15 protein-coding genes are annotated in these 18,934 nt (G+C 63.5%); 3 read left to right on the top strand and 12 right to left on the bottom strand.

The features are described from left to right. Positions 1 to 151 precede the first annotated feature (151 nt). From C9I57_RS28005 to C9I57_RS27980, 6 genes are all read right to left on the bottom strand, one after another. Positions 152 to 1,366 (bottom strand): tyrosine-type recombinase/integrase, encoded by a 1,215-nt coding sequence (locus tag C9I57_RS28005; protein WP_181321976.1) that lies wholly within the window; start codon positions 1,364 to 1,366, stop codon positions 152 to 154. Between the two features lie 608 nt (positions 1,367 to 1,974). Next, positions 1,975 to 4,401, bottom strand: a complete 2,427-nt coding sequence (rpoD, locus tag C9I57_RS28000) for an RNA polymerase sigma factor RpoD (RefSeq protein WP_107153823.1) — start codon at positions 4,399 to 4,401, stop codon at positions 1,975 to 1,977. Positions 4,402 to 4,507: 106 nt separating this feature from the next. Then, a complete protein-coding gene (gene dnaG / locus C9I57_RS27995; protein ID WP_107153822.1) occupies positions 4,508 to 6,394 on the bottom strand; it encodes a DNA primase in 1,887 nt (628 codons plus the stop codon). 60 nt (positions 6,395 to 6,454) lie between these two features. Further along, positions 6,455 to 6,901 (bottom strand): GatB/YqeY domain-containing protein, encoded by a 447-nt coding sequence (locus C9I57_RS27990; RefSeq protein ID WP_107153844.1) that lies wholly within the window; start codon positions 6,899 to 6,901, stop codon positions 6,455 to 6,457. A gap of 136 nt (positions 6,902 to 7,037) precedes the next feature. After that, on the bottom strand, positions 7,038 to 7,250 hold the full coding sequence (gene rpsU, locus C9I57_RS27985; RefSeq protein WP_018439737.1) for a 30S ribosomal protein S21: 213 nt from the start codon (positions 7,248 to 7,250) through the stop codon (positions 7,038 to 7,040). A 68-nt stretch (positions 7,251 to 7,318) separates the two neighbouring features. Then, entirely contained in the window at positions 7,319 to 8,548 is a 1,230-nt protein-coding gene (locus C9I57_RS27980; protein ID WP_107153821.1) for an NAD(P)/FAD-dependent oxidoreductase, read from the bottom strand. A gap of 232 nt (positions 8,549 to 8,780) precedes the next feature. Between C9I57_RS27980 and tsaD the strand changes: the two genes are divergently transcribed. Continuing rightward, the gene (tsaD, locus tag C9I57_RS27975) at positions 8,781 to 9,806 is read left to right on the top strand and encodes a tRNA (adenosine(37)-N6)-threonylcarbamoyltransferase complex transferase subunit TsaD (protein WP_107153820.1); all 1,026 of its coding nucleotides are present in this window, start codon (positions 8,781 to 8,783) and stop codon (positions 9,804 to 9,806) included. Positions 9,807 to 9,816: 10 nt separating this feature from the next. Here tsaD and folE2 read toward each other — a convergent pair whose 3' ends face one another. The 4 genes from folE2 to C9I57_RS27955 form a co-directional block, all read right to left on the bottom strand. Further along, entirely contained in the window at positions 9,817 to 10,635 is an 819-nt protein-coding gene (gene folE2 / locus C9I57_RS27970) for a GTP cyclohydrolase FolE2 (protein WP_107153819.1), read from the bottom strand. Between the two features lie 158 nt (positions 10,636 to 10,793). Next, complete coding sequence (dxs, locus tag C9I57_RS27965) at positions 10,794 to 12,689, bottom strand: 1-deoxy-D-xylulose-5-phosphate synthase (protein ID WP_107153818.1); 1,896 nt, start codon at positions 12,687 to 12,689, stop codon at positions 10,794 to 10,796. 82 nt (positions 12,690 to 12,771) lie between these two features. Then, positions 12,772 to 13,656, bottom strand: a complete 885-nt coding sequence (locus C9I57_RS27960) for a polyprenyl synthetase family protein (protein WP_107153817.1) — start codon at positions 13,654 to 13,656, stop codon at positions 12,772 to 12,774. Continuing rightward, a complete protein-coding gene (locus C9I57_RS27955) occupies positions 13,653 to 13,955 on the bottom strand; it encodes an exodeoxyribonuclease VII small subunit (protein ID WP_107153816.1) in 303 nt (100 codons plus the stop codon). The genes C9I57_RS27960 and C9I57_RS27955 overlap by 4 nt, the downstream gene beginning before the upstream one ends. A gap of 411 nt (positions 13,956 to 14,366) precedes the next feature. Here C9I57_RS27955 and C9I57_RS27950 point away from each other — a divergent pair, with 411 nt between their 5' ends. Together C9I57_RS27950 and C9I57_RS27945 are read left to right on the top strand one after the other, a co-directional pair. Further along, positions 14,367 to 15,473, top strand: coding sequence for an aromatic ring-hydroxylating oxygenase subunit alpha (locus tag C9I57_RS27950; RefSeq protein ID WP_107153815.1), 1,107 nt, complete (start codon positions 14,367 to 14,369; stop codon positions 15,471 to 15,473). A gap of 192 nt (positions 15,474 to 15,665) precedes the next feature. Further along, the gene (locus tag C9I57_RS27945) at positions 15,666 to 16,535 is read left to right on the top strand and encodes a sulfurtransferase (protein WP_107153814.1); all 870 of its coding nucleotides are present in this window, start codon (positions 15,666 to 15,668) and stop codon (positions 16,533 to 16,535) included. Positions 16,536 to 16,619: 84 nt separating this feature from the next. Here the strand turns inward: C9I57_RS27945 and C9I57_RS27940 are convergent, their stop codons facing one another. Beyond that, positions 16,620 to 17,492: a dienelactone hydrolase family protein gene (locus C9I57_RS27940; RefSeq protein ID WP_107153813.1), complete on the bottom strand. Its 873-nt coding sequence runs from the start codon at positions 17,490 to 17,492 to the stop codon at positions 16,620 to 16,622. Positions 17,493 to 17,554: 62 nt separating this feature from the next. Continuing rightward, positions 17,555 to 18,913, bottom strand: a complete 1,359-nt coding sequence (locus C9I57_RS27935) for an NAD(P)/FAD-dependent oxidoreductase (protein WP_107153812.1) — start codon at positions 18,911 to 18,913, stop codon at positions 17,555 to 17,557. Between the last annotated feature and the right edge of the window lie 21 nt (positions 18,914 to 18,934).

The following is an 18,934-nucleotide window of genomic DNA, read 5'->3' as shown; positions in this document are numbered from 1 at the left end:
GGCCGCTTCCTTGAACTTCGCCGTGTACACCCAGTTCGGTATCCGAACATCTCTTTTTCGTTCCGTTGGCGGACTTTATACGCGGTCTGCTGCAAGGCGAAATCTCAGAGGGAGACTCAGCTGTGTCTGGAGGTTCCAGGGCAAAAAATATCTAAGCCCCTCGCAAAGTCGGTATCAAATCGGCACCAGCTTTTAGATGATCAAGGTAGTCCGCCCACCACTGCATCATCTTTTTTCGTTCCGGCAGGTATTCCGCATAGTTGTAGGCGGCTCGAACCTCGTCACGCTCGCCGTGCGCCAATTGACGCTCTATGGCGTCGCGATGCCACAGATGCGATTCGTTTAGCAGCGTGGAAGCGATCTTGCGGAAGCTATGCCCCGTGAATTCGTCGTTGGCATATCCAAGCCGACGCAACGCCGCATTGATTGTGTTCTCACTCATCGGCCGCTCCCGCGTTCGCTCTCCTGGAAAGACGTACTTGCCAGCGCCGGTCAGCGGCTTCAGTTCGCGTAGGATACCGATCGCCTGCGTCGGCAATGGAACGACATGAGTCGCCCTGGATTTCATCTTCTCCGCCGGGATACGCCATTCGGCTTTATCCAAATCCATTTCCTTCCATTCGGCGTGACGCAGTTCACCGGGACGCACGAATACTATCGGCGCTAAGCGCGCGGCACACCTGACCACCAACGTTGCTTGGAGACCATCCAGCGCACGGAGCAGTGCACCAACCGCGACCGGATCGGTGATCGTGGGAAACGGCGTCGTCGTCGGTCTAGATAATGCGCCCTTCAATAGTTCGGCCGGATCGTTCTTCGCTAAGCCAGCGGCGATGGCATAGCGAAACACCTTGCTACATGACCAACGCACGCGGCCAGCCGTTTCAATCGCGCCTCGCGCCTCAATGCGGCGCAAGCAATCCAAGATTTCTGACGCCTCAATTTCGTTCACAGGGCGCTTCCCAAGCCATGGAAAGATATCTGCCTCGAGGCGGTTCCAAATGCGCTCCTTATGGCTCTCGGAGCGCCCGACCATATGCTTTGCGAACCAGTCCGTTGCCACCGCTTCGAACGAATGGAACGCCGCGAGTTTAGCCTTACGCTTAACCGCCCTCTTAGCCTGTACGGGGTCTGCGCCAGCCATCAGGGTCTCTCGTGCTCCCCGATGGCGTTCACGTGCCTTCGCCAACGAGGTCTCAGGATAAACCCCCAAGGCCATCGTCTTGCGCTTGCCGAGATACCGGTAATCCCATCGCCAATACTTTCCCGCCTGGTTGACCAGCAGGTACAAGCCCCCACTATCGGTCAATTTATACGGCTTGCCCTTGATTTTGGCTTGACGGCAGGCGGTGTCGGTAAGCGGCATGTCTCGGCCCTGACGGTATTTTTTCGCGGACGCGCAGCACAGTCTATCGTATACCGTCGAAAATACCGTCAGCTGACGGTAGCTGGCAATGGACATTCGCGGACCAAGGCGGTCATGAAAAAACCCGCAACGCCTTACACGATGCGGGTTTTCAGACTTTCTCGGAACATCCGGGAAGACATTTTGGTGGGCCCCCCGGGAGTCGAACCCGGCACCAACGGATTATGCGTACCACTATGGCTTTCGCCACCCCTTTCGGGTTTGTGGTCTGGACTGTCTCTTGTCTTTACGACCTGCCCGTACAGTCTCTACACGTTCTCTCGAAGAAAGATCGAGAGCTTCGCTCGGGATCGCCACGCTGCCCGCCAACTTGAGCGGCAAGCCGGCAACAGAGGTTTCCCCGAATTTGAGCAGTTCTACCGAAGGGCAGAGTCAACTTGCCCGACGGCAACCCGTTCTGATGATGCCCGTACCCTCGCGGGCCGTAGGACACCACCCATCAAGTCCGCTGCTCTAACCAAGCATGAGCTAGAGGCCCGAAACTTCGCGATTCTACCTAAAAAAAGACCCGGCATGGCGCCGGGTCTCGCGTGAAACGCACGCCTCGATCAACTTCCTTCGAGGAACGACTTCAACTTGTCGGAACGGCTCGGGTGGCGCAGCTTGCGCAGCGCCTTCGCCTCGATCTGGCGAATCCGCTCACGCGTCACGTCGAACTGCTTACCGACTTCCTCGAGCGTATGATCCGTGCTCATCTCGATGCCGAAGCGCATCCGCAGCACCTTCGCCTCGCGCGGCGTCAGCGAATCGAGCACGTCCTTCACGACGTCACGCATGCTCGCATGCAACGCCGCGTCGGCCGGTGCGACCGTATTCGTATCTTCGATGAAGTCGCCCAGATGGGAATCGTCGTCGTCTCCGATCGGCGTTTCCATCGAGATCGGCTCCTTCGCGATCTTCATGATTTTGCGGATCTTGTCTTCCGGCATTTCCATCTTCTCGGCCAGCGTCGCCGGATCCGGCTCGAGACCGGTCTCCTGCAAAATCTGCCGCGAAATACGGTTCATCTTGTTGATCGTCTCGATCATGTGAACCGGAATCCGGATCGTGCGCGCCTGGTCCGCGATCGAACGCGTAATGGCCTGGCGAATCCACCACGTCGCATACGTCGAGAACTTGTAGCCGCGACGATATTCGAACTTATCCACCGCCTTCATCAAACCGATGTTGCCTTCCTGAATCAGATCGAGGAACTGCAAGCCGCGGTTCGTGTACTTCTTCGCGATCGAGATCACGAGACGCAGGTTGGCCTCGGTCATCTCGCGCTTCGCCTGACGCGCCTTCAGCTCGCCCGCCGCCATCTGACGGTTCGTTTCCTTCAGGTCCTTCAGCGGCAGTACCACGCGCGCCTGCAAATCGATGAGCCGCTGCTGCTGCTCACGAATCGCCGGAATGTTGCGCGACAGCACGGCGCTGTACGGATGGCCTTCGCCAACGATGCGCTCGGCCCAATCGAGGTCGGTCTCATGGCTCGGGAAGCGCGCGATGAACTCGGCGCGCGGCATCCCGCACTTGTCGACGACGATATGCAGAATCTGACGCTCGACCTGACGCACTTCGTCCACCTGCGCACGCAGCGTGTCGCAAAGCCGCTCGACGGTACGCGCGGTGAAGCGAATCGACATCAGCTCGTCCTGGATCGTTTCCTGCGCCTTCAGGTAGGACTTCGACTTGTAGCCCTCCTTCTCGAACGCACGACGCATCTTGTCGAACCACTCGCTGATCAGCGAGAACTTGTCGAGCGACGTGCGCTTCAGCGCCTCGAGCTGCGCCGCGTTGGCCGTGGCCTGCGCGGTGCCGTCGTCTTCTTCCTCTTCTTCCTCGTCTTCCTCTTCGACTTCCTCGTCGTCAGCCTCGATCGCTTCGGCTTCCTGAGCCGAGAAGCCGTCCGTATCCTCGGCGTTCGGATCGATCAAGCCGTCGACAAGCTCGTCGATGCGGATTTCGTCGTTCGCCACGCGCTCGGCCATCGCCAGGATGTCCGCAATCGTCGTCGGGCACGCCGAGATCGCCATCACCATGTGCTTGAGGCCGTCCTCGATCCGCTTCGCGATCTCGATCTCACCCTCGCGCGTCAGCAGCTCGACGGTACCCATCTCGCGCATGTACATACGCACCGGGTCGGTCGTGCGACCGAACTCGGAATCGACCGTCGAAAGCGCGACTTCGGCCTCTTCCTCGACCTCGTCGTCCGACGCCACGTTGGGCGCGTTGTCGTTCAGCAGCAGCGTCTCGGCATCGGGCGCCTGCTCGTACACCGCCACGCCCATGTCGTTGAACGTGCTGATGATGCCCTCGATCGCCTCCGTCTCCGTGAAGTTGTCGGGCAGGTGATCGTTGATCTCGGCATAGGTCAGGAAGCCCCGCTCCTTGCCGAGCTTGATCAGCGCGCGCAACTTCGAACGCCGTTCTTCGAGCTCCTCGGCGGTGCCGGGCTGCGTCGACGCGAACGCGTCCTTCAGAAGCGCCTTCTCCTTCGCGCGACGATCGCGCGCCTTGGCCTTTTCGGCTTTGCCCGAGGCAGCGTGCTGCTCGTCAGCTTGGGTTGCGTCGTCATCGACGGAAACTTCGTTCAGCTTTTTCGTCATGGAGTTCGCCGTACCGGCAATATTCTCGACTCGCGGCTGCTGGACTTCAGCCGGTTGCACCGTGGATACCTGGGTTTCGCGCACTGCCGAATCGTCCGGCCTGGCAGCCGCGCCCCTCCCGCTTTTCGCGCCCGCCTGCTTCGCGACGGGCCTCGTCTCCGGTTTGGCGGATGATTTCGCCGCCTTGGTCACATCGGCCGCTGCCGCCGAAGCCCGCGCAGCCGCCTTGGTCGTCGATTTCCCGCCGGCCGCCAAAGCACTCGCGGAAGCCTTTCTGGCCTCGGACACGTTGCGCACCGTCCGCGGCGAAACCTTGCCGGCAACGCTCTTCGCCTTGCCTGTCCCCGTTGTCTTCGCCGTCGCCTTTGCGCCTGTCGTCTTTGCCATCGCTATCTCGCCTCGCCTGTCTGCCTTCGCGCCTCTTGCCAAGAAAACCTGAAAAATCAAACCGCTGGAAACCTTTTATTATAGCACGCGCGCCCTTACCCGCCCGTCAAAGCCCAAGGCGGCGCTTCATTTCGGCCCGCTGCCGGTTGAGCTCCGCGACCTCCGCAATCTCGTCCGAGGTGTGCCTCGACTGCCGCGACAAGCGCTCGAGCCGTTGACAGCAAGCGTCGTAGCGCATCTTCAGGATTGCCGCCTGGAGTTCTTCGCCAGCGATGCGCTCTCGCTCGCGCTGTTGTTCGACGGCGGCTTCGTCGTTTTCGGGGCTATGTAGCAACAAATCCCGCACGTTTTCATCATAGACCAGAATTTCCCGAAAAATTTCTTCGAAGGTCGAGGCGTTCGCCCCCGTACGCAGTAAGTCGGACAGCAAGCGGAATTCTGCTGCACTGCCCAATTCGCGCGCGTGGGTCGCCACTTCCGCGAACAACTCGCCATGCGCTTGCGCGAAGAGGCTCTCCTCGGCCTCCTGGTCCAACGTTGCAACGATGCGCGGATACATGACGAGATTGCGCAACGCACGCTCCTCGATTCCCGTCACGCGCCGACGGTCCTTGCGCGCCGGTGCCGAACGAGCCGCGGCGACGATCCGCGCATCGACCTCGGAGAGCGCCGCGACTTCCTCGAAAGGCACGTCGAGCCGGTCCGCGAACATGTGCATGATCTGCGCGCGCAACGCGTTCGGCGGCAGCGCTTGCAGTAGCGGCTTCGCATCGAAGAGCGCGCGGGCCCGGCCTTCGGGCGTATCGAGTTCCTTGCCGGCAATCACCTCGCTCAACATGAACTGCGACAGCGGCGTCGCTCGCTCGATCTGCTCGGCGAACGCCTCCTTGCCGAACTCGCGGATGAAGCTGTCCGGGTCGTGCTCGGGCGGCAGAAACAGAAACTTGATCGTCCGGTTGTCCGCCGCATGCGGCAAGCACGCATCGAGCGCGCGGCGCGCGGCGCGCCGCCCCGCGGCATCGCCGTCGAAGCTGAAGATGACCGTATCGGTCTGCCGCAACAACTTCTGCACGTGGATCGGCGTGCAAGCCGTACCGAGGGTCGCAACGGCGTTCGGACACCCGAGCTGCGCCAGCGCGACGACATCCATGTAACCTTCCACCACCAACACCGAGTGCGCCTCGCGAATCGCAAGTCGCGCCTCGAAAAGACCGTAAAGCTCGCTACCCTTGCTAAATAGTGGCGTTTCGGGCGAATTCAAATACTTCGGCTCTCCCGACTCGAGCACGCGCCCACCGAATCCGATCACCTGTCCCTTCACGTTCCGGATCGGAAACATGATCCGTTCGCGAAAGCGGTCGTAGCGGCGCGGCTGGCCTTCGCTATCGAGCTTGTCGCTGACGATGACGAGTCCCGCCTCGACGAGCGCATCGCTGCGATAGTCGGGAAAAGCAGCCTCCAGGTTTTGCCACCCGTCGGGGGCGAACCCCAGCCCGAAACGCGCCGCGATCTCGCCCGTCAGCCCCCGCTTCTTCAAGTAGCGGATCGCCTCGGGCGAGCCGCGCAGCGCCTTGCGGTAGTAGTCGCAAGCAATGTGCATGAGGTCCGAGAGCGCAGCCGCCGTCTTGGCGTTCGCCGTGCCCGGGCCGGCCTGCCATGCCTCGCCGCCCGAGCCCGCCGGGCCCGCGCGGCCCGGCGCCGGTTCCTGCGGCACCGTCAGCCCGACCGATTGCGCGAGCTCGCCCACCGCTTCGGGGAAAGCCAGACCGGCGTGGTCCATCAGAAACCCGATCGCCGTGCCGTGCGCACCGCATCCGAAGCAGTGATAGAACTGCTTCGTCGGACTGACCGTAAACGACGGGCTTTTCTCGTTGTGGAAAGGGCACAGGCCGACGAAGTTCGCGCCGCCCTTCTTGAGCTGGACGTATTTGCCCACCACATCGACGATGTCGACGCGGTTCAGCAAGTCCTGCAGAAACGAGTGCGGAATCACGTTGCGTGTCGCCGGCGCGGCCCGCCCCGCGCGTTCGCGCGGCGGCGAGCCCGCGTTTCGCTATTTGGCGAGCGCAGCTTTGACGAGCGCCGATACGGCCGTCATGTCGGCACGCCCCGCGAGCTTGCCCTTCAGGACGCCCATCACCTTGCCCATGTCCTGGGGACCGGCGGCACCGGTTTGCGCCACGGCGTGCTGCACTTCGGCCGCGATTTCGGCTTCCGAAAGCTGCGCCGGCATATAACCTGCGAGAACCGCCAGCTCGGCCGTTTCCTTGTCGACGAGATCGGTACGGCCCGCGGCTTCGAACTGGCTGATCGAGTCCTTGCGCTGCTTGATCATCTTGTCGATGACGGCCGTGACGGCCGTGTCGTCGAGCGTCGTACGCTCATCGACCTCGCGTTGCTTGATCGCCGCGAGCAGCAGGCGAATCGTCGCGAGACGCTCCGATTCGCGCGCGCGCATGGCGGACTTCATGTCGTCGTTGATCCGATCCTTCAAACTCATCATTCACCCGAAGAACGCATTGAAACAGAAGGAAAACGCTTACCGAGCGCAAAAACCCGCTTGGGATCCGACCTCAAGCGGGTTTTTGCGCGACGCACGGACTGATCCGCACGGCGCGGCTAAATCGTTAGAGCTATCAGTAGAACTTCTTCGGCAACATCTGGCTGCGCAGGCGCTTGAAATGGCGCTTCACTGCCGCAGCTTTCTTGCGTTTGCGTTCAGCCGTAGGCTTTTCGTAAAACTCGCGCGCACGAAGCTCGGTCAGAAGACCGTTCTTCTCGATCGTGCGCTTGAAGCGGCGCATCGCGACTTCAAAGGGCTCGTTTTCTTTTACGCGGATGATCGTCATGTTCCTAACGGAAACTTGGCAAAGGTTCGGGAGTATAGCAGACGATCTGCATTAATGCCAGGCGCCTGTCAAGCGTCCGTTTTGCGAGCGTATTCCGCCGCGGCCTGGCCCGCCGCGACCCCGGACGCCCACGCCCACTGGAAGTTGTAGCCGCCGAGCCAGCCCGTCACGTCGACGGCTTCCCCGATGAAATAGAGCCCCGGGACGCGCTCGCTCATCATCGTGGCCGACGACAGCTCTCGCGTGTCGACTCCGCCCTTCGTCACCTCCGCCTTGCGGTAGCCCTCCGTGCCGCTCGGCACGAGCGTCCATACCGAAAAAGCCTCGCCGAGCCGGCGCAGCGTCTTGTCGGGAAGGTCCGCCACGCGCGCATCGGGCGAAAGTCCCTGCGTTTCGAGCCAGGCGTGCGCAAGCCGCGACGGCAGCCACTCGGCGATCAGAGTGCCAATCTGGCGCTTCGTTGCGCTCTTGGCCTGCAGCAGCTCGGCGACAGGCTCGCGATCGGGCAGCAGATCGATCCGGATCGGCTCGCCCGGCTGCCAGTAGCTCGAGATCTGCAACACGCCTGGTCCGGATAGACCGCGATGGGTAAAGAGCAGGTCTTCGACGAACGACCCGGCTACCTTCGTCTTCTTTTCGCCTGTCGCCACACCGACTTCCAGGGAGACGCCCGACAGGGCCATGAACGGCGCCCAAACATCTGACGAAAAGGTCAACGGCACGAGAGCCGGACGCGGCTCGACGAGCTTATGGCCAAACTGCTTTGCCACCCGATAAGCGAAGTCCGTTGCGCCGATCTTCGGGATCGACAGTCCGCCCGTGGCAACGACGAGCGCGCGCGCCGCGATCGGGCCCGCGCTCGTATCGAGCGCAAACCCGCTGCCGTTCGCATGACGGACCGCATCGACGGTCACGGGGCGCCGCCATGCAACCTTGCCCGTGTCGCATTCCGCCTTGAGCAGGTCGATGATCGCTTCGCTCGAGTGGTCGCAGAACAACTGCCCGCGGTGCTTCTCGTGCCATGAGACGCGGTGCGCCTTCAACAGGGAGAGGAAATCGCGCGGCGTATACCGCGCAAGCGCGGAGCGGCAAAAGTGCGGGTTGGCCGAGAGAAAATTGGCGGGGCTCGCCTGCAGATTCGTGAAGTTGCAGCGGCCGCCGCCGGAAATACGGATCTTCTCCGCAAGCCGCGCCGCATGGTCGATGAGCACGACGCGCCGACCGCGCTGTCCCGCCACCGCCGCGCACATCATCCCCGCCGCACCGGCGCCGATCACCGCGATATCGAAATCTTCCATGGCGCGCAGTGTAGCGTGTTCGATCCGCTCCGGCGCGGCTATCCATTACCGGATTACCGCGTGAGAACCGTTACGATCCAATGCCAGCAGCCGTCCTCACTCCCGGCGACAGCCAGCCGCCAATCGCTGCGCTGGTATAATTTTACGTTTCCATTGGAAAGGTTGGACGGGCGCACCACGTCGCCGGACGTCGGCTCCATCGCACCGCCCGCCGCCCTTTGCATCACCCACCATGCTCGTTCTCGGCATCGAAAGCTCCTGCGACGAGACCGGTCTCGCGCTGTATGACAGCGAGCGCGGTCTCCTGGCGCACGCCCTTCACTCGCAGATCGCCATGCATCGCGACTACGGCGGCGTCGTGCCGGAGCTCGCTTCGCGCGACCATATCCGTCGCGCCCTGCCGTTGCTCGAGGAGGTCCTCACACGCGCGAGCGCGCGCGGCACCGATGTCGACGCCATCGCCTTCACGCAAGGCCCCGGCCTGGCCGGCGCGCTGCTCGTGGGCGCAAGCGTTGCCAACGCGCTCGCCATGGCTTGGGACAAGCCGACGATCGGCATCCATCATCTCGAAGGCCACTTGCTGTCGCCGCTGCTCGTCGAAGCACCGCCGCCGTTTCCGTTCGTCGCGCTGCTCGTTTCGGGAGGACATACGCAGCTGATGCGCGTGACCGACGTCGGCATCTACGAAACGCTCGGCGAAACCGTCGACGATGCGGCCGGCGAAGCGTTCGACAAGACAGCGAAGCTGCTGGGGCTCGGCTATCCGGGCGGCCCCGAAGTCTCCCGCCTTGCCGAATACGGCACGCCGGGCGCCGTGGAGCTGCCGCGGCCGATGCTGCACTCAGGCGATCTCGATTTCAGTTTCAGCGGACTCAAGACCGCCGTCCTCACGCAAGTGAAGAAGCTCGGCCAGAACGTCTGCGAGCAGGCGAAGGCCGATCTCGCACGCGGTTTCGTCGATGCGGCGGTCGACGTCCTCGTTGCCAAGTCGCTCGCCGCGCTGAAGAAGACGCATCTGACAAGGCTCGTCGTGGCGGGCGGCGTCGGCGCGAACCGGCAGCTGCGCGACGCGCTTTCGCAAGCGGCGCAAAAGCGTCGGTTCGACGTGCACTACCCGGACCTGTCGCTTTGCACCGACAACGGTGCGATGATCGCCCTCGCCGGCGCTTTACGTCTGCAGCGCTGGCCCGAGCAGGCCAGCAGGGACTACGCGTTCACCGTCAAGCCGCGCTGGGACCTCGCCTCGCTCGCGCGATAACGGCACCCAGTTATGCAGCAAGCGCAGGCTGGCGCTTGTCGTGCTCGATCACGGCGTAAGCGCTGTGGTTGTGGATCGACTCGAAATTCTCGGCCTCGAGCGTGTAGGCGACGATCCGCTCGTCCGCATTGAGCCGCTGCGCGACATCGCGCACGAGATCCTCGACGAATTTTGGGTTCTCATAAGCGCGCTCGGTCACGAACTTCTCGTCGGGGCGCTTGAGCAACCCCCAGAGCTCGCACGACGCCTCATCTTCAGCAATCCTGATCAATTCCTCGGCCGACATGTCGCCCGTGAGCTCGGCGCGAATCGTCACATGCGAGCGCTGATTGTGAGCGCCGTATTGCGAGATCTCCTTCGAGCATGGGCAAAGGCTCGTCACGGGCACGAGGACCTGCACGAACGTGCGCAGCACGCCGTCGCGCATTTCGCCCGTCATCGTCACTTCGTAGTCGAGCAGACTCGAGACGCCCGAAACGGGCGCCGTCTTGCTGACAAAGTACGGAAACGACACCTCGATGCGGCCTGCCGGCGCTTCGAGCTTCTCGAGCATCGCGGCCAGCATCGCGCGAAACGTCGCCGACTCGAGCGGCGCCTTGCTTTCCTCGAGCAACGCGACGAAGCGCGACATGTGCGTGCCCTTCTGATCGGCGGGCAGATGGACATCGAGGTTCCAGATGCCGACCGTCGCCTGCGCGTCGCCGTTTGCCGTACGCACGGCGAGCGGGTGACGCACGCCTTTTACGCCGACGCGCTGAATGGAGATTTGCCGCGTATCAGGCGAGCTTTGCACGTCGGGCATCGCGAAGGCTGGGTTCATGAGATTCATGGTTCTTTTGGTCCTTTAAGGCGCAGCGGCGAGAAACACCGCGCACCTATCGGCGCCGGCCATGCAGATCACTGCATATAACGAAACATGGGCCGAGAGGCCCATGCATGAGTACGCTACGGCAAGAACGCAGCCGCCGTGAAGCGGCGGCCGCATCGTTACGCGACGCGTTGCGCAAGCTTCGCGGCAGGCTCGACGAAACGCGCGCGAATCGATTTTTCGATGCCCGCGCCGTCGAGACCGCACTCTGCCAACAACTTGGCCGGATCGCCGTGATCGATGAAGCTGTCGGGGAGGCCCAATTGTAGTACGGGCCGAACAACCCCATTGGCGAGCAGGGTTTCCACGCAAGCGGACCCGGCGCCGCCCATGATGCAGCCTTCCTCGACCGTCACGAGCGCATCGTGGGTTTGCGCGAGCTCGAGCAGCAACGCGGTATCGATCGGCTTCACGAAGCGCATGTTGGCCACCGTCGCATTGAGCGCCTCGGCCGCCGCGAGCGACGGTGCGACCATCGTGCCGAACGCGAGGATGGCGATGCGGTTGCCCTTGGCGGCCGTCGATTGCCGACGAACCTCGCCACGACCGACCGGAATCGCCGACATCTGCTTGGCCGTCGCGACGCCGATGCCGGCGCCGCGCGGGTACCGCACTGCCGTCGGATTCGACTGCTGCAGCGCCGTGTAGAGCATCTGGCGGCATTCGTTCTCGTCGGACGGCGCCATGACCGTCATGTTCGGAATGCAGCGCAGGAAGGCCAGATCGTAGGCGCCCGCGTGCGTCGCACCGTCGGCGCCGACGAGCCCGGCGCGGTCGATCGCGAAGACGACGGGCAGATTCTGGAGTGCCACGTCGTGGATGAGCTGATCGTAGCCGCGCTGCAGGAACGTCGAATAAATGGCGACGACGGGCTTCATGCCTTCGGCGGCCAGACCGCCCGCGAACGTCACCGCATGCTGCTCGGCAATGCCGACGTCATAGTAGCGGTCGGGGAAGCGCTTCTCGAATTCGACGAGACCGGAGCCCTCGCGCATGGCGGGCGTGATGCCGACCACGCGCGAATCGAGCTCGGCCGCATCGCAAAGCCACTCGCCGAAAACCTGCGTATAAGTCTTCTTGGGCGGCACGGCAGGCGGCTTGATCCCTTCGGCCGGATTGAACTTGCCAGGGCCGTGGTAGAGCACCGGATCGGCTTCCGCGAGCTTGTACCCTTGCCCCTTCTTCGTCACGACGTGAAGGAATTGCGGCCCGCGCAACTCACGGATGTTCTGCAGTGTCGGGATCAGCGAATCGAGATCGTGTCCATCGATCGGGCCGATATAGTTGAAGCCGAACTCCTCGAAGAGCGTAGCCGGCACGACCATCCCTTTCGCGTGCTCTTCAAGCTTGCGCGCAAGCTCGAGCATCGGCGGCGCGACGCGCAACACACGCTCCACGCCCGCGCGAGCCGCGGCATAGAAACGGCCCGACATCAGCCGGGCGAGATGACGGTTCAGTGCGCCGACGGGCGGCGAAATCGACATGTCGTTGTCGTTGAGGATCACGAGCAACGGCACGTCGTCGCAGACGCCGGCGTTGTTCATCGCTTCGAACGCCATGCCGGCCGTCATTGCGCCGTCGCCTATGACGGCGATCGAAAAACGGTTGTCACCCGCGAGCTTGTTCGCGATCGCCATGCCGAGCGCGGCCGAAATCGACGTGCTCGAATGGGCCGTGCCGAACGTGTCGTATTCCGATTCCGAGCGGCGCGGGAAACCCGAAATGCCATGGCGCTGACGCAGCGAGTGCATCTGATCGCGGCGCCCGGTGAGAATCTTGTGCGGGTACGTTTGATGGCCGACGTCCCAGACGATGCGGTCGTGCGGCGTGTCGAACACGTAATGCAGAGCGATCGTGAGCTCCACCGTGCCGAGATTGGACGACAAGTGCCCGCCCGTCTGCGACACGCTGTCGAGCACGAACGCGCGCAGCTCGTCGGCAAGCGGCTTCAGTTGACGACGGTCGAGACGGCGAAGGTCCGCCGGGTCGTCGATAGTTTTGAGCAAGTCGTACATCGTCGTTCCATTGTAGGAAAACTTACGCGCCCGCTTTTTTCTCGCGCTCCCCGTGGCATTCGCGCGGCGGCGGGCTTAGCGTTCAACTGACCCGGTTCACCACCAGGTCCGCCAACTCGGCGAGACGTTGCGCACGCCCGCCGAATGAGCCTAGTGCCTCGTGCGCCTCGCGATGCAATTGAGCCGCGAGCGCACGCGACGCCTCGAGACCGAGGATGGACACGTAGGTCGGCTTGCCGTCCTTCGCGTCCTTGCCCGCCGTCTTGCCGAGCGTTGCCGAATCCGTCGTCACGTCGAGAATGTCGTCGACGACCTGGAACGCCAGCCCGATCGCCGCGGCGTAGCGGTCGAGCGCACCCATCGCGGCGGCATCGGGCGCCTCGCCCGCGAGCGCGCCCATCCGTACGGCCGCGCGCAATAGCGCTCCGGTTTTCATCCGATGCATCGTCTCGAGCTGGATACGCGTCAGCGTCAAGCCGACGCTCGCGAGATCGATCGCCTGGCCGCCCGCCATGCCGAGCGACCCGCTCGCCAGCGCAAGCTCGCGCACGAGCGCGGCCTGAGCCGGCACGTCGAGCGCCGCTTCGTCGGTCAGCGCGATGAAAGCCTGCGATTGCAATGCGTCGCCGACGAGCAGCGCCGTGGCCTCGTCGTACTGGACATGCACCGTCGGCTTGCCGCGCCGCAGCTCATCATCGTCCATGCACGGCATATCGTCGTGCACGAGCGAGTAGACGTGGATCATCTCGATCGCGGCAGAGGCCGCTTCGAGGGCCGCCGCGCGCGCGCCCGTCAGCTCGCCCGCCGCATGCACGAGCAGCGGCCGCACCCGCTTGCCGCCGCCGAGCGCCGCGTAGCGCATCGCTTCGTGCAGCCGGGCAGGCTCGATCCGCGGGCCCGGCAGATATCGCTCGAGCGCCGCCTCGACGCGCGCGAGCACCGCGCGCATCCATTCTTCAAAAGTCATAAGTCGTCTCCGCCTTCCGCGGCAGGGGTGCCGGCGGGCAGAGGCTTCAACGTCTCGCCGTCGAGTACGCGCACTTGCTGCTCCACCTTTTCCAGTTGTTGCTGACAGTAGGCCACGAGCGCCGCGCCGCGCCGATACGCGGCGAGGGACTCCTCGAGGCTCAGCGCGCCGCCCTCCATTCGAGCGACGAGCTGCTCCAGTTCCGCGAGCGCCGCTTCATAGTTCTCGGGTAGCGGCCCCTCGCTGTCGGGCCCGCTTTGTGCGCGTGAGGCGGCGTCCTCGGGTGCGGTGTTCGCCATCGAAATAGGGTGAATTCAAAAACAAGTCGGACATTCTACGGCAAAAGCCGGCAGTCGGCCCCATCCGGCACCTTTTGCCATTCGCATCAACACAACGTTTGCGCAACTATCCTGCCCGGCGTCGCCGCAATAGGGGCATGGTAATGAAGGGGAAGTCGATATGAGCTGCTTCGAGTCGATACGGACATCCGAGTGTTGCGCGGGCGCCAAAACAATAGACGAATCACCCGTCGTTTGGCCGATGGATACGCCCGAGCGGCGGGCCAGGGCGCCCTGCTGCGGTCGAATCAACGGACAAATCATGGACTTAGGTGCCCCACGGAAGGGGGAAAGGGTATAATCGCGGGCTCCCCAAATCGAATCTTCGATGGTTGGGTTGTTCACTGCTTTCACGTCTTCACGGGAGTGGGAATGTCCAATCTGAGCAATGCATTGCAGCTGAAGGCAATCTCGAGTCAGCTGCCAGTCACGGCTTACTTTGACGAAGCGCTTCTCGAGCGCGAACTGGAAGTCCTTTTCAAGAAGGGTCCCCGTTACGTCGGGCACGAGTTGATGGTGCCCGAAGTCGGGAGCTATTTTGCGCTGCCCTCCGAAAACGAGGGCCGCGTCCTCGTGCGCAACGAGCGCTCGGAGATCGAGCTGCTCTCCAACGTGTGCCGCCATCGTCAGGCCATCATGCTGGGCGGGCGCGGACAGACGCAGAACATCGTCTGTCCGCTGCATCGGTGGACCTACAACCTCGACGGCGAGTTGCTCGGCGCCCCGCACTTCGCCGACAACCCTTGCCTGAATCTCGGCGCCACGAAGCTGCAGAACTGGCACGGCCTGCTTTTCGAGGCCGGGGGACGCGACGTGGCCAAGGATCTCGCCAAGCTCGGCACGCGCAATCACTTCGATTTCGCGGACTATATGTTCGATCACGTCGAGGTGCACGAGTGCAACTACAACTGGAAGACTTTCATCGAGGTTTACCTCGAGGACTATCACGTCGTACCTTTCCACCCGGGCCTCGGCAGCTTCGTCAACTGCGACGATCTCACATGGGAATTCGGCAACTGGTACAGCGTGCAGACCGTCGGCGTCCATGCGGGTCTTGCCAAGGCGGGCAGCCCCGTCTACCGCAAATGGCACGATGAAGTCCTGCGCATGCGCGGCGGCCAGCCGCCCGAGTACGGCGCCATCTGGATGGTCTACTACCCTGGGCTCATGATCGAGTGGTATCCGCACGTGCTGGTGCTGTCGTGGCTGATCCCGCGCGGCCCGCGCAAGACCACGAACATCGTCGAGTTCTATTATCCCGAGGAAATCGCCCTTTTCGAGCGCGAGTTCGTCGAAGCGGAGCGCGCCGCCTATATGGAAACAGCCCGCGAGGACGACGAAATCGCCGAGCGCATGGACGCCGGCCGGCTCGCGCTCATGCGGCGCGGCGAGTCGCAGGTGGGGCCGTATCAGAGCCCGATGGAAGACGGCATGCAGCACTTCCACGAATTCCTGCGGCGCGAGCTCGGTACGATCTGACGAGCATCGGGCGAGCGGCTTTGGCCCAGAGCAAGGCGGGCAAGAAGGTCTTCCTTCTTGCCCGCTTTTTCGTGCGAGGATGCGACAGTGAACGGCGCGCGCCGGCGAAACGCGCCGTCATCGGCTGAAATCGCCGTGAACAGGCCCTAAACTTTGAGCATCAATCAGCCTTCGCTCACCACGAGGACCATCATGCCGCACACCCATTACACGACGCTGATCCTGGCCACCAATCTCGCCGAGCGTCTCGAGCACGCGCCGCAATCCGTACTCGTCTTCGATTGCAGCTTCGATCTCGCCGATCCCGCTGCAGGCGTTGCGGCCTATGCGGCCGGCCATATTCCCGGCGCGCATTACCTGCATCTCGAGCGCGACCTCTCGGGGCCGAAGACAGGGAAGAACGGGCGGCACCCGCTGCCCGAGCGCACGGCGCTCGTCGATACGCTCGCCGCGCACGGCCTGATGCAGAACCAGCAGGTCGTCGCCTATGACGCGCAGGGCGGCGCTTACGCCGCACGGCTCTGGTGGCTTTTGCGCTGGCTCGGACATGATTCGATCGCCGTTCTCGACGGCGGCCTCCAGGCCTGGCAAGGCGCCGGATACAAGCTCGATACGGCGACGCCGGCCCGAGTGAAGGGTGACTTCAAGGCGGGAGCGCCGCTCGCGGTCACCGTCGATGCGCACGCGCTCGAGCAAAACCTGTCGACGCATGAGCGGCTCGTCGTCGATGCGCGCTCGCCGGATCGCTACCGCGGCGAGAACGAGACGATCGATCCCGTCGCCGGCCACATCCCCGGCGCCGTGAATCGCTTCTTCAAGGACAACCTGACGGCCGACGGGCGATTCAAGCCCGCGCATACGCTGCGCGACGAGTTCAAGGCCGCGATCGGAGCGACGCAGCCCGAACATGTCGTCCTGCAGTGCGGCTCGGGCGTCACGGCCTGCCACAACGCGCTGGCGATGGAAGTGGCGGGCTTGCACGGCTCCGTCCTCTACCCCGGCTCGTGGAGTGAATGGTGCGCGGAGCCGTCGCGTCCGATTACGGTGGGAGCTAAGCCCTAGTCCTGGGCCTGTATGTACGAACCGCGCGCGGACTCTTTGTCGCTCGTCGCGGACTCGCCAGCCGACTCAAAAGCCGTCTCGGTGCTAAGCCACGCCGTGCTCACGCAGCCAGGCGAGGGTGCGGCGCCACGCGTCTTCCGCATCCGCCTTGCGGTAGCTCGGCCGATAGTCGGCGAAGAACGCGTGCCCGGCATCGGGATAAACGACGAACTGCGAACCGCGGCCGACTTCCGGGCCTTTTGCGATCGCAGCCTTCATCCGCTCGATCACATCCTGGGGATTGCCTTGGTCCTGAAGCCCGTAAAGCCCGAGCACGGGCGCGTGCAGTTCGGCGACTCGGTCGATCGGGTTGAACGGCTTCGTGTCGGTCGGCTTGCCTTCCAGAAACCCGTAAAACGATACGACCGCCTTCAACTTCGGGTTGTGCTCGGCAAAGAGCCACGCCTGCCTGCCGCCCCAGCAGAACCCGACCACACCGACCCGCTTCAGATCGCCGCCGTGCTCGCCCGCCCATTGAACGGCGGCGTCGAGGTCGGCCATGACGGAGGCGTCGGGCACCTTGCTTACGAGCTCGTTGCTCAACTGCTGAATCGATTTGTAAGCGTTCGGATCGCCTTGACGCGAATATAGATTCGGCGCGAGCGCGAGGTAGCCGAGCTTCGCGAACCGCCGGCAGACATCGGCGATATGCTCGTGCACGCCAAAAATCTCGTGGATCACGATCACGACGGGAAGGTGCGTCTTGCCCTGCGGCTGCGCACGATAGGCGGGCACGAGTGTGCCCTGCGATTGGAACCCGACCGCGCCGGCCTCGAGGCCGGCACTGTCGGTATGGATGGTCTGCGCCGAGACGGGCAGCACGGCCGCCGCAAATCCGCTGCCGATCGTCGCCTTGAGGAACGTGCGGCGATCGAAGGGCACATGCGGCACGAGGGTATCGATATCCGGTGACAACATTTTCGCTCCTGGTTTTTTTGGGGCCACCCGCCGCGGACCGACCGGCGTACCGGCGCATCACCTCAATGCAGCTTGACGCGCGGCAACGTCGTGCGCCGCAGCCAGTGCGCGACGGTATCGAGCATCATGCGCGGATAACCGTGCAACGCGGCAATATGCAGCCTGTACAGCGACATGTACATGAAACGCGCAAAGAGTCCTTCGACGAGCATGCTGCCGCCGATCACCCCGCCCATCAGATTGCCGACCGCGCTGAAGTGACCGAGCGAGACGAGCGAGCCGAAATCGCGGTAAGTGAACTCCGGCAACGGCCGGCCGTCGAGCCGGTTGGCGAACGCGCGCAGCAGAAAGCTCGCCTGCTGGTGCGCGGCCTGCGCGCGCGGCGGCACCTTGCGGTCGTTGCCGTCGTGGCTTGGCCATGGGCACGCGGCACAATCGCCAAGTGCAAAGATATCGTCATCGGCTTCCGTTTGCAGCGTGCGCCGCACCACGAGCTGGCCGAGCTTCGTCACGGGCAGCCCGTCGAGCCGGGAAAGCACGGGCGGCGCCTTGATGCCGGCTGCCCAGACAGTCAGATCGGCACGCACCGTCTTGCCGCTAGCCGTGCGCACGAAGCCGGGCGCGATCTGAGCGACCCTCTCGCCTGTCATCAGCTTGACGCCTAGATTTCTCAGCAATTCCGCCGTTGCGCTCGAGACACGCTCTTGCAACGCGGGCAAAATGCGCGGCCCTGCCTCGATGACGACGAGGCCGATATCGTGGCTCGGATCGAGCTTATGCAGCCCGTACGCGGAAAGCACCTGTGCCGTATTGCGGAGCTCCGCCGAAAGCTCGACGCCCGTCGCACCGCCGCCAACGATCGCGATCTGGATGCGCGGCTCGCTTTCAGGCGACATCTCCGGCCCATCCTCGACGGTCACGTGCACTTGATGCTCAGCGCGCATGCAAGCGGCGATCAGCTTCTTGCGAAAGCGCTCCGCCTCTTCGACGGTATCGAGCGCGATCGAATATTCCTCGGCGCCGGGCACGCCGAAGAACGCAGTGGTGCTGCCGATGGCAATGACGAGGGTGTCGTACTCGAGCTCGCGTGCCGGCAGAATTTCGGCGCCGTCGTCGTCGATCACGCGCGCGAGCATGATCCGCTTCGCGGCGCGATCGATACCGACGAGCTCGCCCTGCTGAAACTCGAACCCATGCCAGCGCGCCTGCGCAGGGTATTCGAGCTCCTGCGTGAACGGATCCATGCTGCCGGCCGCGACTTCATGCAGCAACGGTTTCCAGATATGCGTCGGATAGCGATCGACCAGCGTAACGAGCGCGCGCTGAGCGGATTTTCGCTTGCGCCCGCCATACCGATCGCCAAGCCGCGTTGCGAGCTCCAGCCCCCCTGCCCCACCCCCTACCACGATGAAACGATGCATGCCTGATTCTCCGTAGTTGCC

Origin of the sequence: Trinickia symbiotica (assembly GCF_003028655.1) — a bacterium.
GTDB lineage: Bacteria > Pseudomonadota > Gammaproteobacteria > Burkholderiales > Burkholderiaceae > Trinickia > Trinickia symbiotica_A.
The sequence above is the reverse complement of the archived record's forward strand: the minus strand, read 5'-3'. Positions and strand labels throughout refer to the sequence as shown.

Excerpts from the sequence above, each read along its gene's own strand:
- rpsU (WP_018439737.1), bottom strand. The coding sequence starts at position 7,250 with ATGACGATCATCCGCGTAAAAGAAAACGAGCCCTTTGAAGTCGCGATG.
- C9I57_RS27945 (WP_107153814.1), top strand. The coding sequence starts at position 15,666 with ATGCCGCACACCCATTACACGACGCTGATCCTGGCCACCAATCTCGCC.
- C9I57_RS27980 (WP_107153821.1), bottom strand. The coding sequence starts at position 8,548 with ATGGAAGATTTCGATATCGCGGTGATCGGCGCCGGTGCGGCGGGGATG.
- rpoD (WP_107153823.1), bottom strand. The coding sequence starts at position 4,401 with ATGGCAAAGACGACAGGCGCAAAGGCGACGGCGAAGACAACGGGGACA.
- C9I57_RS28005 (WP_181321976.1), bottom strand. The coding sequence starts at position 1,366 with ATGCCGCTTACCGACACCGCCTGCCGTCAAGCCAAAATCAAGGGCAAG.
- C9I57_RS27960 (WP_107153817.1), bottom strand. The coding sequence starts at position 13,656 with ATGACTTTTGAAGAATGGATGCGCGCGGTGCTCGCGCGCGTCGAGGCG.
- C9I57_RS27935 (WP_107153812.1), bottom strand. The coding sequence starts at position 18,913 with ATGCATCGTTTCATCGTGGTAGGGGGTGGGGCAGGGGGGCTGGAGCTC.
- C9I57_RS27950 (WP_107153815.1), top strand. The coding sequence starts at position 14,367 with ATGTCCAATCTGAGCAATGCATTGCAGCTGAAGGCAATCTCGAGTCAG.
- C9I57_RS27955 (WP_107153816.1), bottom strand. The coding sequence starts at position 13,955 with ATGGCGAACACCGCACCCGAGGACGCCGCCTCACGCGCACAAAGCGGG.
- tsaD (WP_107153820.1), top strand. The coding sequence starts at position 8,781 with ATGCTCGTTCTCGGCATCGAAAGCTCCTGCGACGAGACCGGTCTCGCG.
- C9I57_RS27990 (WP_107153844.1), bottom strand. The coding sequence starts at position 6,901 with ATGAGTTTGAAGGATCGGATCAACGACGACATGAAGTCCGCCATGCGC.
- folE2 (WP_107153819.1), bottom strand. The coding sequence starts at position 10,635 with ATGAATCTCATGAACCCAGCCTTCGCGATGCCCGACGTGCAAAGCTCG.
- C9I57_RS27940 (WP_107153813.1), bottom strand. The coding sequence starts at position 17,492 with ATGTTGTCACCGGATATCGATACCCTCGTGCCGCATGTGCCCTTCGAT.
- dxs (WP_107153818.1), bottom strand. The coding sequence starts at position 12,689 with ATGTACGACTTGCTCAAAACTATCGACGACCCGGCGGACCTTCGCCGT.